12 protein-coding genes and 1 pseudogene are annotated in these 14,560 nt (G+C 71.0%); 10 read left to right on the top strand and 3 right to left on the bottom strand.

Annotation, left to right across the window (positions count from 1 at the left end):
• The first annotated feature begins 58 nt into the window (after positions 1-58).
• Entirely contained in the window at positions 59-1,237 is a 1,179-nt protein-coding gene (locus tag DEW08_RS16120) for a DUF3095 family protein (RefSeq protein WP_109328802.1), read from the top strand.
• Positions 1,238-1,274: 37 nt separating this feature from the next.
• Here DEW08_RS16120 and DEW08_RS16115 read toward each other — a convergent pair whose 3' ends face one another.
• A complete protein-coding gene (locus tag DEW08_RS16115; RefSeq protein WP_109328800.1) occupies positions 1,275-1,718 on the bottom strand; it encodes a YccF domain-containing protein in 444 nt (147 codons plus the stop codon).
• 209 nt (positions 1,719-1,927) lie between these two features.
• Here DEW08_RS16115 and DEW08_RS16110 point away from each other — a divergent pair, with 209 nt between their 5' ends.
• Positions 1,928-2,473 carry a hypothetical protein gene (locus DEW08_RS16110; protein ID WP_109328798.1) on the top strand — a complete coding sequence of 182 codons (546 nt, stop codon included), beginning with the start codon at positions 1,928-1,930 and terminating at the stop codon, positions 2,471-2,473.
• A gap of 268 nt (positions 2,474-2,741) precedes the next feature.
• Positions 2,742-3,617 carry a hypothetical protein gene (locus DEW08_RS16105; RefSeq protein WP_109328796.1) on the top strand — a complete coding sequence of 292 codons (876 nt, stop codon included), beginning with the start codon at positions 2,742-2,744 and terminating at the stop codon, positions 3,615-3,617.
• A 48-nt stretch (positions 3,618-3,665) separates the two neighbouring features.
• Here DEW08_RS16105 and DEW08_RS16100 read toward each other — a convergent pair whose 3' ends face one another.
• Both DEW08_RS16100 and DEW08_RS16095 read right to left on the bottom strand, forming a co-directional pair.
• The gene (locus DEW08_RS16100) at positions 3,666-4,322 is read right to left on the bottom strand and encodes a LuxR C-terminal-related transcriptional regulator (protein WP_109328794.1); all 657 of its coding nucleotides are present in this window, start codon (positions 4,320-4,322) and stop codon (positions 3,666-3,668) included.
• A 312-nt stretch (positions 4,323-4,634) separates the two neighbouring features.
• A complete protein-coding gene (locus tag DEW08_RS16095) occupies positions 4,635-5,318 on the bottom strand; it encodes a LuxR C-terminal-related transcriptional regulator (protein WP_109328792.1) in 684 nt (227 codons plus the stop codon).
• 654 nt (positions 5,319-5,972) lie between these two features.
• Here DEW08_RS16095 and DEW08_RS33820 point away from each other — a divergent pair.
• The 7 genes and pseudogenes from DEW08_RS33820 to DEW08_RS16060 all read left to right on the top strand — a co-directional run.
• A pseudogene (locus DEW08_RS33820) lies at positions 5,973-6,806 on the top strand (ATP-dependent helicase); the annotation flags it as partial.
• Between the two features lie 15 nt (positions 6,807-6,821).
• A complete protein-coding gene (locus DEW08_RS32480) occupies positions 6,822-9,365 on the top strand; it encodes a 3'-5' exonuclease (RefSeq protein WP_425429122.1) in 2,544 nt (847 codons plus the stop codon).
• 145 nt (positions 9,366-9,510) lie between these two features.
• Entirely contained in the window at positions 9,511-10,284 is a 774-nt protein-coding gene (locus DEW08_RS16080) for a hypothetical protein (protein ID WP_109328790.1), read from the top strand.
• A complete protein-coding gene (locus DEW08_RS16075; RefSeq protein ID WP_109328788.1) occupies positions 10,284-10,646 on the top strand; it encodes a hypothetical protein in 363 nt (120 codons plus the stop codon). Before DEW08_RS16080 ends, DEW08_RS16075 begins: the two co-directional genes overlap by 1 nt.
• 98 nt (positions 10,647-10,744) lie before the next feature.
• Complete coding sequence (locus DEW08_RS16070) at positions 10,745-11,638, top strand: 50S ribosomal protein L11 methyltransferase (RefSeq protein ID WP_109328786.1); 894 nt, start codon at positions 10,745-10,747, stop codon at positions 11,636-11,638.
• Positions 11,639-11,721: 83 nt separating this feature from the next.
• The gene (locus tag DEW08_RS16065) at positions 11,722-12,195 is read left to right on the top strand and encodes a tellurite resistance TerB family protein (RefSeq protein ID WP_109328784.1); all 474 of its coding nucleotides are present in this window, start codon (positions 11,722-11,724) and stop codon (positions 12,193-12,195) included.
• Positions 12,196-12,482: 287 nt separating this feature from the next.
• Positions 12,483-14,318 (top strand): aminopeptidase P family protein, encoded by a 1,836-nt coding sequence (locus DEW08_RS16060; RefSeq protein ID WP_245986655.1) that lies wholly within the window; start codon positions 12,483-12,485, stop codon positions 14,316-14,318.
• Positions 14,319-14,560: the final 242 nt, after the last annotated feature.

Here is a 14,560-nt window from a genome sequence, read left to right as displayed (position 1 = left end):
ATCCTTAACGATTTCGGGCTAGTTCTTTTCCTCGACCGCCGAGGGGAAGGAGCCAGCCTTGGGATACCTGCCGGCCATCCACGACTTCGCCGCGGAGGCGGCCGATCCCTCCCGCTATGCCCGGCTGGACGGCGACTGGTCGCTCGCCGTCGCCGACGTCGTCGGCAGCACCCGGCTGGCGGGGGAGGGGCGCGACCGCGAGGTGAACTTCGTCGCCGCCGCCGTCGTGGCCGTGCTGTCCCGGGCGGTGGCGCAGCCGCCGCATCCCGTCGCCTGCCAGTTCGGCGGCGACGGCGCCATCGCCGCCGTGCCGCCCGGCAAGGCCGCCGCGGCGCGCGGGGCGCTGGCGGCGCTGGCCCACTGGTCGGCGGAGGAACTCGGCATTCCCCTGCGCGTCGGCCTCGTCCCGGTCGCCGCCCTGCTGGCGCAGGGGCTGGAGGTGATGGCGGCGCTGCACGAGTTCGGGAACGGCAACGCCTTCGGCCTCTTCCTCGGCAGCGGCGTGGGGGAGGCCGACCGCTGGGTGAAGGAGGAGGCGCGCTGGCGGATCGACCCCGCCGCCGGCCCGCTGCCCGGTCTGGAGGAGGTGTCCTGCCGCTGGAGCCCGGTGCCGCCGCGCCGCGGCACGGTGCTGTGCGTCATCGTCGATGCGGTCGATCCCGGCCCGGCGGGCATCGCGGCGCTGGCCGGCGTGCAGCAGGCGATCGAGCGCATCGTGCCGACCGCCTTCGCCGCGCCGCTGGGCGGCGGCGGGACGCTGCGGCCGGGCTGGCCGCCGGACTGGCGGGCGCTGCGGCTGGAGGCGCGGGGCGGCCGTCCGGGCGAGGGGGTGCGGCGGGTGGCCGCGGCGCTGGCGAAGTCGGCGATCCTCTGCCTGCTGCTGGCGCTTCGCCTCAGGCTCGGCACCTTCGATCCCCAGCGCTACCGCCGCGACCTCGCCACCCGCTCCGACTTCCGCAAGGCGGCGGGCGGCCCGCGCCTCGTGCTCGACGTCACCGGGGCGGAGGCGGCGGAGATCGAGGGGCTGCTGGCCCGGTCGGCGGCGGCGGGCGTGATCCGCTACGGCACCGCGCGGGCGGAGGCGACGACGATCACCTGCCTCGTCGGCGACCTCGCCGCCGACCGCCATGTCCATTTCGTCGACGGCGCCGCGCTGGGCTTCTGGCGGGCGTCGGTCATGCTGAAGGCGATGAAGGCGGTCCCCGCCGGAACGCCGGTTCCGGCGGAAGCCCCATAGCGCCGGGGCGGGAGCGCCCCCCTCGCCGACGCCCCCCTCAGTAGCGTCCCATGGCGCGGCGGCGCATGTCCATCTCGTCGGTCGTGACGATCTCCGTGCCGACCGGCCACAGGGCGAGCAGCGCCAGCTTCAGGTGGGCCCAGGCCCAGGGGATGCCGATGATGGTGATGGCGAGGCCGGCGGCGGTGATCAGATGGCCGAGCGCCAGCCACCAGCCGGCGAAGACGAACCACACCACGTTGCCGAGGAATCCGAGCGCGCCGGTGCCGATGTCTTCGCGGCCGCGGAACTCATCCCGGCGGACGGCGGTTTGCCCAAAGGGAAGCAGGGCATACCACGCGATGGTCAGCGCCGAGCGGGCCCAGGGAATGCCGATGATGGACACCACCATCAGCAGGGCCGCGAGCAGCCAGGCCGCGGCCATCCACAGGCCGCCGGTGAGGACCCAGAGGATGTTGAGGATCAGGCTGAGCAGGGGCATGGCTGCGGATCTCCTTTCCCCGGAGATCTGGGGACGCCGGCCGGCCGGTGCCAGAGGGCCGCGGCGCAAAAGAGGGGGCGCCGGGGGCGCGGCTTCCGCTTCCGGCTCGTCCGCTTGACGGCGCCCCCGGAGATCCACAGATCGGAAAGAGGCGGTCACGGGATCGGCCAGACAGCGGACCCCGACGGTCCAACCGCATCGGAGGAAGCATGAGCGACGCAATGAACCTGGAGGACACCGGCGACACGGCCGGCTTTCTGGACGACACCCTGGCGGCGTCGCCGGTGGTCGCGGCCATCCTCGGCACCGCCGTGGCCGCCGCGGCCAAGCGCGGCGGCACGGGCGACGTGGCGCACGGGCTGATCGCCGGCCTGCGCATCCTGCGCTCCACCGTCGAGGAGGAGGCGGGCTACAGCATGGCGGCGGCCGTCGATACCGCCATCCGCACCCGGCTGCTGGTGGAGAACATGTCGCGCCTGCGCACCACCGGGCAGGAGCCGGTCGCCATCCCGCTGCCGCCGCCGGGGCCGGGCGCCACCGCCGCCGCCGCGATCTTCGAGAGCGCCGCCGAATCCTGCCTGACGGTCAACGCCCATGCGGCCGACAACGCGCCGCTGGAACAGGCGGTCTTCGCCTTCACCACCCAGCTCCTCCAGCAACTTGGAGGTGCCCCGGAATGGCGCGACCTGTCGGGCGCGCTGCGCAGGCGTGGTCCGGGCGGGCTCGACGCCGAAGAGGCGATCACCCTGCACTGAAGCCGCCGGTTGCGGCACGGTGGCGGCCGGGAACCATGCCGTGCGGTCGCACGGCGCGCCGCCGACCTGGACCGGAGGTTGCGGAAGTTGTGGTCGTTCTCCACCGTCCGCCGCCCGGCGTTAACGTTTAGGGCCATTTTATCGAACGGGACGACGGACGGTTGCCTCGGCTAGGCTGAAACCAACGCGGGAAGTCTGCCCGCCTTGGGAGAGGCCAGCCGGGATCGTGTCCTTGTCATTCCGCACCGGATTCTTTCGCACGGGGTTCTTGCGCCCGGGGTTCTTCCGTATCGGGCTTCTCCGCCCCGGTTTCCTCGACGCCGGCTTCGGCGCCACTGCCTCCATGCGGGCGCGCCGGGTCCCGCGTCCGTCCCATCCGCAGTCCGCCCTCATCGACGGACGGCCCGACAACCGGCCCGACGGCGGCTCCGACGGCGGGTCCCACGGCGGCTCCCACGGCGGCTCCGACGGGCGGCCTCCCGGCCCGGCGGCTGCCGGCGCCCTGGCCGGCGGCATCATGCCCGACGCCATCGCCGGCGAGCCCAACGGCCGGCGGGTCCTGTTCCTGCATCGCGGCGCCGGCGCCTGGTGGCGGCTTCTCCATGCGGTGCCGGTCGGGCAGGAATGGCTGACCGCCGAGGTGGTGCCGACCATGGCCGCCGCGCGGCTGCGTCCGCTGCTGTCGGTGCGCGGCGGGCGCAAGGCGGTGGTGGTGGCCGGCATCGGGTCGCTGGCGCTGGCGGTCCGGCTGGCGGTGGACTGCGCCGATTCGGTCGGCGGCCTGATGGTGGTGGAGGACGAGGGCGGGCCGACCGCCTGGCAGCGCCGCGTCGCCGGCTGGCTCGGCCAGACCGCCGACCAGCCGCTGCCGGTGGCGGATGGCGACCTGCAGGCGATCCGCGTCCCGGTGACGCTGGTGCGCGGCACCGACTCCACCAATCAGGCCATGGAGCTTCTGGAGCGCGGGCTGACCGGCTGCCGCACCCTGACGGTGGTCGAGGTGTCCGGCGCCCGCGGCGTGCGGCCGCGCACCCATCCCGCCGAACTGCGGGCGGCGCTGACCGCCCTCGTCAACGCGGTGGAGCGGGGGGCCATGGAGCGGGGTGGGAACGAGCGCGGACCGCTGGAACGCAGGGCGCGGTGAGGGGCGGGGCCGGCGGGGAAGGGCGGGGCCCCTCCCGGCCGGACCGGTTCACAGGCTCTGCGCGGTCAGCGCCGCCTGGGTGCGGTTGCGCACGCCGAGATGGCGGAGGATGGCGGTGACGTGGACCTTCACCGTGCCTTCGGTCAGCCCCAGCTCGTGGGCGATCTGCTTGTTCGACTTGCCGTCGCGCAGGCGGGCCAGCACGTCGCGCTGGCGGGGCGTGAGCTGGTCGGCCGCCCCCGAGGACAGCGCCTGCGCCGTCTCGTCGTTGATCGCATCGACCGGCTGGGAGAAGTCGAAGCGGTCGCCGCCGCGGATCGCCTGTTCCGGCAGATAGATGCCGCCGGCCAGCACGAGCTGCAGGGCGCCCATCAGCACCTTGGCGCTGGAGGATTTCGGGATGTAGCCGGCGGCCCCGTTCTCCAGCGCCGCCAGCAGGTCCGACCGCCGCTCCGATCCCGAGACCACCACCAGCAGCGCCTTCGGCAGCCTGGCATGGATGTCGCCCAGCGCCGAGAAGCCGTTCCAGCCGGGCATGCCGAGGTCCAGCAGGATCAGGTCGAAGGGCGTGCTGCCGTCGCACATCGCGCGCACCTCGTCATAGGTGCTGGCCTCGGAGAAGGTCATGTCCGGGTCGAACTGAGCCAGCAGGCGGCGCAGCCCGTCCCGGAACAGGAGATGGTCATCGGCGATCAGCACGTTCATCGCTGGGATTTCCGAATGTGGCTGGGACAGAATCGGTCGGCGGGCGCCGCTGCGGGAGCGGAACCCGTGCCATTGAAATGGTTTCCGGTACTTTCGTCATGAAGTGCGCTTTTGGTCTTATGTCACTGCCCCTTCGGGCAACCTCCGGAGGGCAGACGGCGTAAAAGCGTAAGCCATGGAACAAAGGCCCGGGGTCATAAACGGTCCCGTACCGCCAACGGCGACGGGGCCGGCCGCCTCGCCCTCGGGCGATGCGGTGCCGGCCCCGTTCGGAGATGCCGTCGGGCGGACGGGCGTCCGTCGGTCCGTCCGTCAGGCCATGGTGGCGGGCACGGCGGGCTCGGCCTGGTCGCCGATGCCGTTGTTCAGCGCCCAGATGGCGGCCTGGGTGCGGTTCGAGGCGTTGATCTTGCGCAGCAGGCTCTTCAGGTGGACCTTGACCGTCGCCTCGGTGATGTTCAGGTGGTTGGCGATCATCTTGTTGCTGTTGCCGTTCAGCAGGCAGCGCAGGATCTGCACCTCGCGCTGCGACAGGCCCTTGCGGCGGGCCGGCACCTCGGTGGTCATCTCCTCGGTGCGGCCGCTGATCAGCAGCTCGGCGAGGTGGGTCGGGAACACCTTCTCGCCCATCATCACCAGCTTCAGCGACTGCATCAGCGATTCGCAGGCGATGTCCTTCATCAGGTAACCGCCGGCGCCGGCGCCCAGCGCGCCCGACAGGCGGCGGGTGCACAGCTCGGTGGTGAGGATCACCATCTTCAGATCCGGATGCCGGGCCCGCAGCGCGCGCATCGCGTCCACCTCGTCCTCGCCGCCGTTGGCGAGATCGATCAGGATCAGATCGGGGGTGTTGCCCGCCGCCTCAACGGCCGGAACGCCTTCGCGCAGGCTGCCGGCCTCGCCGACGACCCTGAACGGGCTTCCTTCGAACAGCCGCTTCATGCCTTCGCGAAAGAGCTTGTTCGTATCGATGAGGAATACCTTTACGGGATCCATGGTCGCTACCCGCCTTCTGTTCGGTTCGAAGTGGTTGCGCCGTTGGCGCTGGGCGTGTTCCCCCACCGGGTCCGGATCATGCGCTCATGCGCTTGTCCGTTCGGCCGCGGGTTGCCACGATTTGAACCGACCTTACCCCGGATTTGCGGGACAGAAAATTTCTCCAAAGTAGAATCTTCGTCTCGCAATGGGCATATGCCGTAAGCGAGGATAAGACAAAGATCGGTCAAAGATGGCAGGCCAATGTGACCATGGAATAATAAATGGTGGTTCAATGTTCTCTCGCCAGCCAAGATCTGCGCGAGTTCCTGTGATCTCTGGCCGATGACCCCGTGCCATTTGCAACGGCCCGGCTTCCGGCGGGCCTAGGCGGCTTGCCGTCGTATAGGACCGGAGGCCGGTTACAGTCATAGGCCCGGTTCCGCGGTCTCTCGGCCGGTCGGCCGGGGGAGGGGCCGGGCACGGACTCGGGCGGGGGTTCAGGGTGGGGGCAGGCATGCTATATACGGTGCCGCCCCCGGCAGGATTTCCGAGCCCGCCCATCCGCGGGCGGGTTCGGGAATCCTGCAGAACCATGGAGTCCGCAGGTCTGCCCGGTCCGGGCCACAGGAGGCCCGATCCGGGCAGACCTGCTTTGGAGCAGAGTACGCGCGCATGTCCGATCCCTTCGCCTTCGACGACCCGCTGAGCCACGCCGAACCGCCCGCCGCCCCGCCGGTGAACCGGTTCGCCTATCTCGACGGCCTCAACCCGACGCAGCGGGCGGCGGTCGAGGCGCTCGACGGGCCGGTGCTGGTGCTGGCCGGGGCGGGCACCGGCAAGACGCGGGTGCTGACCACGCGGCTGGCCCACCTGCTGATGACCCGGCGGGCCGCGGCCTACCAGATCCTGGCGGTGACCTTCACCAACAAGGCGGCGCGCGAGATGCGCGAGCGCGTCGCCCATCTCGTCGGCATCGAGCCGGAGGGGTGGTGGCTCGGTACCTTTCACGCGCTGGCCGCCCGGATCCTGCGCCGCCATGCCGAACTGGTCGGGCTGAAGTCGAACTTCACCATCCTCGACACCGACGACCAGATCCGGCTGATCAAGCAGCTGCTGGAGGCGGAGAACATCGACTCCAAGAAATGGCCGGCCCGCCAGGTGCTGTCGGTGATCGAGCGCTGGAAGGACCGCGGCCTGACGCCCGACCGGCTGAAGGACGGCGACGGCGGCGAGGTGGCCGGCGGCCGGGTGGTGGCGCTCTACCGCGCCTACCAGGAGCGGCTGCGCACGCTCAACGCCTGCGACTTCGGCGACCTGCTGCTGCACAATCTGGCGATCTTCCAGGGCCATCCGGACGTGCTGGCCGAATATCACCGCAAGTTCCGCTACATCCTGGTGGACGAGTATCAGGACACGAACGTGGCGCAGTATCTCTGGCTGCGCATCCTGTCCCAGGCGCACAAGAACATCTGCTGCGTCGGCGACGAGGATCAATGTCTCGTCGCCGGAACGCCGATCGCCATGGCCGACGGAAGCCGCCGGCCGATCGAGGAGGTCAAGCCGGGCGACGCCGTTCTTTCCAATTACGGGAGTGGCGATCTGCGCCCCGCCCTGGTCCTGCGGACCCACGCGAAGGAGTATCGCGGCAGCGTCGTCGTCATCGGGACGAGGGGCGGACGCCGACTGACCAGCACGCCTGATCATGTCCATTTCGCGGGCTATCGCCTCGGCCTGACGCCGCAGACCTACTTCACCTACCTGATGCACAAGGACGGGATGGGGTGGCGGCTCGGCACCTCGCAGGTCTACACCTCCGGGCAGGTCAAGCCGATGGTCGGCTTCATGCAGCGCCTGCTCCAGGAGCGGGCGGACGCGCTATGGATCGTTGGAACCCACGGGTCGGAGAACGACGCGCGGGCCGAGGAGTACATTCTCTCGCTCCGCTACCAGATCCCGACCCTTCCGTTCGTTCCGCGCAAGGGGAGGTCGGAGAAAGGCTTGGTCCAGGATGCGAAGTACCTGTCCCGCGTCTTCTCCGCCTTCGATACCGACGCCAGCGCCGCCCGGCTGCTCGCCGACCGCGGACTGCCGCTCGGACATCCACATCACCGTCCCCGCTCGCGCAATGCCAGCCGGCGCAATCTGGTCGTGACCCTGTGCGGCGACCGGCGCGGGCCGACGCCGATGCACCGCATCTCGGTCGTCGGCAACGACGAGGCCGGGGCGGCCATCCTGAAGGATCTCGGCTTCAGCGTCCGTTCGGCGAAGGCCGGATCCGCGAGCTGGCGGGTGGAGACGGCGAACAAGGATTACGGGCAGCTTCTCGATGACGCTGCGCGGCTGGGCGATGCCTTCGGCAAGCTGAACCTCGTTCGCATGGCCCGGCTGGGAACCAACCTGGGCGACGTCACGGAAGCGAACTCTCTGCCCTTCACGCCGGCGGCGTCGGTCATGCCGGGTATGGCGCTGTTCGCCGAGGATGGGAGCTACGACATCGTGACCTCGGTCGACCGCATCTCCTATGAGGGCACCGTCCACGACCTGGACATCGAGGCGACCCACAATTTCTCGGCGGACGGAATTTTCACGCACAACTCAATCTACGCCTGGCGCGGGGCGGAGATCGGCAACATCCTGCGCTTCGAGACCGACTTTCCCGGCGCCACCATCATCAAGCTGGAGCAGAACTACCGGTCGACCGGGCACATCCTCTCGGCCGCCTCCGGGCTGATCGCCAACAACCAGGGGCGGCTCGGCAAGACGCTGTGGACCGAGGCCGACAAGGGCGAGCCGGTGCGCGTCAAGGCGGTGTGGGACGGCGAGGAGGAGGCGCGCTGGGTCGGCGAGGAGATCGAGGCGCTGCAGCGCAAGGGCGTTCCCCTCTCGCAGGTCGCGGTTCTGGTGCGCGCCGGCTTCCAGACCCGCGAGTTCGAGGAGCGCTTCATCACGCTCGGCCTGCCCTACAAGGTGCTGGGCGGCCCGCGCTTCTACGAGCGGCAGGAAATCCGCGACGCGATGGCCTATCTCCGCGTCGTCAACTCGCCCGACGACGACCTCGCCTTCGAGCGCATCATCAACGTGCCCAAGCGCGGCGTCGGCCCGGCGGCGCTGCAGTGCCTCTACACCGCGGCGCGCAACGGCGGCGTGCCGCTGACCGAGGCCGGCTGGGCGCTGACCGAGACGGACGAGCTGAAGCCCAAGCTGCGCAACACGCTGCGCGGCCTGCTGCAGGACTTCTTCCGCTGGCGCGGGCTGATGGCGACGATGCCGCACACCGACCTCGCCCGCATGATCCTCGACGAGTCCGGCTACACCCGCATGTGGCAGGAGGACAAGACGCCCGAGGCCCCCGGCCGGCTGGAGAACCTGAAGGAGCTGATCACCGCCATGGCGGAGTTCGAGAACCTTCCGGGCTTCCTGGAGCATGTGGCACTGGTCATGGAGAATGCCGAGGCCGCCGGCATCGACCAGGTGACGGTGATGACTCTGCACGGCGCCAAGGGGCTGGAGTTCGACCACGTCTTCCTGCCCGGCTGGGAGGAGGGCGTCTTCCCCAACCAGCGGGCGCTGGACGAGACCGGCATCGCCGGGCTGGAGGAGGAGCGGCGGCTCGCCTATGTCGGGCTGACGCGCGCCCGGCGGAAGGCCTATGTCAGCCACGCCGCCAACCGCCGCCTCTACGGCAGCTGGGTCAGCGCCGTGCCCTCGCGCTTCGTCGAGGAGCTTCCCGCCGACGACGTCGAGGCGGAGGCGGCGACCGGCCTGTTCGCCGGGGCCGGAGCGGGGGGCATGCCCTCGGGCGGCGCCTGGGGCTCGTCGGGGGGCGGCTTCCAGTCGGGCTTCCAGTCAGGCTTCCAATTCAGGGGCAGCCAGCGCCAGCCCCCGGCGCCGCGCACCATCACGCTGGACCAGGGGGCCTACGCCGTCGCCCCCGCGCCCGCCCCGACGCCCCCTTCGCCAAGGGCGCCCGCGTCTTCCACCAGAAGTTCGGCTACGGCACCGTCGTCGCGGTGGAGCAGGACAAGCTGGAGATCGACTTCGAGCACGCCGGCCGCAAGAAGGTGATGGACAGCTTCGTCGTCCCGCCGACAAGGCCGGGTAAGGGGGCCGGGTAAGGGGGCGGGGTAAGGGATCGGGGAGGGAGGCGGCGGCGGGGCCGCGTCACCGGGCGTTGTTGACTCTCCTCCTTTCCACAATCACATTATCGCCCATGAGCTTCGCACTGCGCCTGGACGACCTCGCCGACCGCCTCCTGCCTCCGGCCGAACTGCTGGAGCCGATCCGCTTCATGCCCAAGGCCTTGCGGCCCGAGGTGGTGGCGGAACTCAAGCGTCTGACGACCGCTGCGCAGGAGTATCGGGCGCGGGCCTCCGCCAGCGGGCAGAAGGTCCTGCTGGCGCTGAACGCCCTCGAACGGGTCGCATCGGGGCCGGCACGGCCGGACGCCTATGATTTTTCCGACGACGGGACCATTGTCGGCATCCTGACCGAAGGCCGCGCGCTCAGCGACCGCCTGCTGCCGCGGCTGGAGGGCTTGCGGGCGAAGAGGCAGGCGGCGGAGGAGCTGGACGGCCCCGATCGCGCTGCCGTCATGAGCCTTCTCGACCCCCTGATCGAGGGGATCGGTGAGGGCATGGGCATCGTCGACCGCGTCGTGGGCGTGGCGCTCAGGACGGTACGGCAGGCCAGCGGCATCAATGATGAGGCATGGTTCGGGAAAACCGAAGTCGACCGCTTCATCAATTCCCATGCCGCGCACGCCTATGCCCGGATCGCCCAAGAGGAAACCGGCCTGCCCTGCGACGCTGGCTGGGTCGAGCTGTGCGGCGAGTTCTTCAACGAACTGCGCATCCATGTCCCGGCGGACCTTGCGCTGCCCCACCGCCATCTGAAGCCGGCGCTGGACCGGGTCCATGAGCGGGTGGCGGGCATCCACCCCCGCTATCGCGGCCGCATCACCTTCGAGTTCATCCGGACCGCCTGATGACGCCGGCCGACATCGTAAAGAACGCCGAAACCCTGTTGCAGGTCGGCGACCGCAGCGAGGCGGAGTGCCGCATGGTCGTGCACGCCTGCTATTATGCCGCTCTCCATATCGCGGCACCCTTCGTCGGCGTCGATGTCGAAAAGGACCACGACCGCCACGCCAGGGTGCGGGAGAATCTGCAGAACGCCGCCTATGTCGGGACCCCGCCCGGCTACGTGACGATGCTGGCCCCCTACATCGGCGACCTGCACAAGCTGCGCGTGCACGCCGACTACAAGCTCGGAACACACTTCCCGCCCGAGAAGGCCGACCAGGCCATCACCTGGATGACCGACGTCGTCGATGCGATGCCGAAATAGCTCCCCTTCGCCCGGCCGGCCGCAGGAAGGGCTTGGTTTTCGCAGGGGATAGCCGCTATGAACTGCTGTCCCCGTTCTCCCAACGCAGCAGCCGCCCCATGTCCCGCACCGCCGCCCTCTGGCGCATCGCGCTCGTCGTTCCCGAAGCCCACGCGCCGGCCTTCGCCGAGGCGGTCGGCGACCATGCCGACGCGGTCTCGACCTTCGAGCTGGAGGAGGGCGGCAACTGGCTGGTCGAGGCGACCGTCTACGGCGAGCCGGACGAGCCGCGGCTGACCGCCCGCGTCGCCGTGCTGGCCGAGGCGATGGGCCTGCCCGAGCCCAAGCTGATCGTCGAGACGCTGCCGCCCATCGACTGGGTGTCGCACAGCTACCAGGGCTTCCCGCCGATCCGCGCCGGGCGCTTCTTCGTCCACGGCTCCCACCACGAGGGACAGGTGCCGGCCGGCAGCATCGGGCTGCTGGTCGACGCGGCGACCGCCTTCGGCACCGGCGAGCACGGCTCGACCAACGGCTGCCTGCAGGCGCTCGACCGGCTGTCGAAGAAGCTGAGGCTGCCGCGCGGCGGGCGGGGCGGGGCGCTCGACATGGGCTGCGGCTCCGGCATCCTGGCGCTGGCCGTCGCCAAGCGCTGGCGCATTCCCGTCACCGCGGTCGACATCGACCCCGAGGCGGTGCGCGTCACCCGCGTCAACACCGCCATCAACGGGCTGAAGGGCCGTATCCGCTCGCAGGGCGGCGACGGCTACCACACCCCCCTCGTCGGCCGGCACAAGCCCTACACCCTGATCACCGCCAACATCCTGGCCCGCCCGCTCGCCCGCATGGCGCCGCAGCTCCGCCGCCACCTGAAGAAGGGCGGCTATGCCGTGCTGGCCGGCCTGCTGAACCGGCAGGAGCGGCACGTCCTGCAGGCCCACCGCAGCCAGGGCCTGCGGCTGGTCGCCCGCATCCCGGTCGGCGAATGGACCACTCTTGTGGTGAGGCGCTGAACCTTCCGGCCTCCGGCGCCTTTCCTTTCAAACCGGCCCGCCCGCCCCATCTGGTTGGGGTGACGCAACAAGGAGAGGAAGGCATGCTGAACCGGATCCGCGCGTTCTTCGACGGCGGCGAGACCGACGACCATAGCGAGGCGGACGACCTGCACGCCGCCGCCGCGGCCCTGCTGGTCGAGGCCGCCCGCACCGACGACACCATCACCCAGAGCGAGCGCGCCCGCATCCTGGAGGTCACCCGCCGCCACTTCGACCTCAGCGAGGAGGAGGCGCAGGACCTGCTCTCCGCCGCGGTGTTCGACACCGAGGACGTCTCCCCCCACCACCGCTACGTCAGCGTCATCATGGAGCGCTGCCCGCCCGACCGGCGGCTGTGGATCATCGAGATGCTGTGGGAGGTCGCCTACGCCGACGGCGAACTGCACGACCTGGAGGCCAGCCTGCTGCGGCGCATCGGCGGCCTGCTCCACATCTCCGACGTCGAGCGCGGCGAGGCGCGCAAGCGCGTGCTGCAGCGGCTCGGCCTGCCGGAGGATACCGGGCTTCCGATATAATCGCCGCTCCGCCGCTTGCGCCGGCCGACCGGGCTGCCCTAGCTTCGGGGGAGGCAGCAACAACCGGACGAGGAACCCTGACCGTGTCCAGCGCGTATCGCGGTGACGCAACCCTGGCGGACCTTCTGACCCAGGCCGGCATCCGGCGCTCGCCGGAGGAGCTGCGCGACCTGCTGGCCGGCGTGCTGGCCGCCCCCGAGCCGGAGGACCCCGACGGCTGGATGCTGCTGGTGGGGGAGGGGCTGGCGCCCGAACTCGCCGGTCAGCTCCGCGCCCTGAAGGCGGAGATGGCCGCCGCGGCGCCTGCCGAACCGCTCGACCTCGCCGGCCGCGTCGCCGCCCTGCGCGCGGCGCTGAAGCGGCGGGAGCTGGACGGCTTCCTCGTCCCGCGCGGCGACGAGCACCAGGGCGAATATGTCCCGCCGCGCGCCCAGCGGCTCGCCTGGGTCACCGGCTTCACCGGGTCTGCCGGCATCGCCGCGGTCCTGGCCGAGCGGGCGGCGATCTTCGTCGACGGCCGCTACACCATCCAGGTGCGGGCCGAGGTGCCGGCCGACCTCTTCGAATACCGGCACCTGACCGAGGACCCGCTGGCCGACTGGCTGGTCGAGGCGCTGCCGGAGGGGGCTCGGCTCGGCTATGATCCGTGGCTGCACACCATCGGCTGGGTGGAGAAGACCCGCGCCCAGCTAGAACGCGCCGGGATCGGCCTGATCGCCTGCCTCGACAACCCGGTCGATTCGGTCTGGCGGACCCAGCCGCCGCCGCCGCTGTCCCCGGTGGTGCCGCACGCGACGGAGTTCGCCGGCGCCACCTCGGCCGACAAGCGCGCCCGCCTGTCCGACGAGCTGAAGCGCCGCACTCTGGCCGCCGCCGTGCTGACCCAGCCCGACAGCATCGCCTGGCTGCTGAACCTGCGCGGGGCCGACGTTCCCTGCACGCCGCTGCCGCTCTCCTTCGCCATCCTCGGCGAGGACGGCGGGGTGGAGCTGTTCCTCGACGAGCGCAAGCTGGCCCCCGCCACCGCCGCCCATCTCGGCAACCAGGTGCGGGTGATGCCGCTGGAATCCTTCGGGCCGGCGCTGGACGCGGTGGGGAAGGGCGGCCGGCGGGTGCTGGCCGATCCCTCCTGCACCTCGGCCTGGATCTTCGACCGGCTGCACCTCGCCGGGGCGCGGATCGAGCGCGACACCGACCCCTGCGCCCTGCCCAAGGCCTGCAAGAACGCGGCGGAGCTGGCCGGCACCCGCGCCGCCCATGCCCGCGACGGGGCGGCGCTGGTGCGCTTCCTCCACTGGCTGTCGCGCGAGGCGCCGAAGGGCGGGCTGACCGAGATCGGCGCGGCCGAGGCGCTGCTGGCCAGCCGGCGGCAGGGCCGCCATTTCCGCGGCCTCAGCTTCGACACCATCGCCGGGTCGGGGCCGAACGGGGCGATCGTGCATTACCGCGTGACGCCGGCGACCGACCGGCGGCTGGAGCCCGGCAGCCTGTTCCTGCTGGACAGCGGCGCCCAGTATCTCGACGGCACCACCGACGTCACCCGCACCATCGCCATCGGCACCCCGACGGCGGAGATGCGCGACCGCTTCACCCGCGTGCTGAAGGGGCACATCGCCATCGCCACCGCCCGCTTCCCGCAGGGCACCACCGGCTCGCAGATCGACGTGCTGGCGCGGCTGCCGCTGTGGATGGCCGGGCTCGACTACGATCACGGCACCGGCCACGGCGTCGGCAGCTTCCTGTCGGTGCACGAGGGGCCGCAGCGCATCTCCAAGATCGCCAACACGGTCGCCCTGCAGCCCGGCATGATCCTGTCCAACGAGCCCGGCTACTACAAGGCCGGCGCCTACGGCATCCGGATCGAGAACCTGATCGTCGTCCGCCCGCTGGAGGAGCTGGGGGTGGAGCTTCCCGACGCCGAGCGGCCGATGCTCGGATTCGAGGAGCTGACCCTGGTGCCGATCGACCGCAGCCTGATCGACCGCGCGCTGCTCGGCGCGGAGGAGGCCGCCTGGATCGACCGCTACCACGCCCGCGTGCGCGACTCGCTGGCGCCTGTGCTGGACGCGGCCGACGCCGCCTGGCTGGAGCGGGCGACGGCGCCGCTCGACTCCGCTCCCTGAGCGGGCCGCCCTCCGGCCGGACCGGCGAAGGTCACGGGCGGCGGCGGGGCCGCCCGTCCGCCGCCCGCCTCGCGGTCCGGCCGGACAAAACCCTGTGCGGACAAGGACTTCGGCCGTGCCGGGGCGCCACGGCGGCCGATGCGGAATATGCGGTTGCGGCAGTGAAAAAGGGCAGCTTTGGTAACCCGATTTTTACGGTGCTGCTTCAGGGTGTCCCAAGGGGATGACTTTTCGGAAGAGTT

The organism is Azospirillum thermophilum (genome assembly GCF_003130795.1).
In the GTDB taxonomy this organism is placed as follows: Bacteria; Pseudomonadota; Alphaproteobacteria; order Azospirillales; family Azospirillaceae; genus Azospirillum; species Azospirillum thermophilum.
Note: the sequence above shows the minus strand (reverse complement) of the source record. Positions and strands in the feature narration are given on the sequence as shown.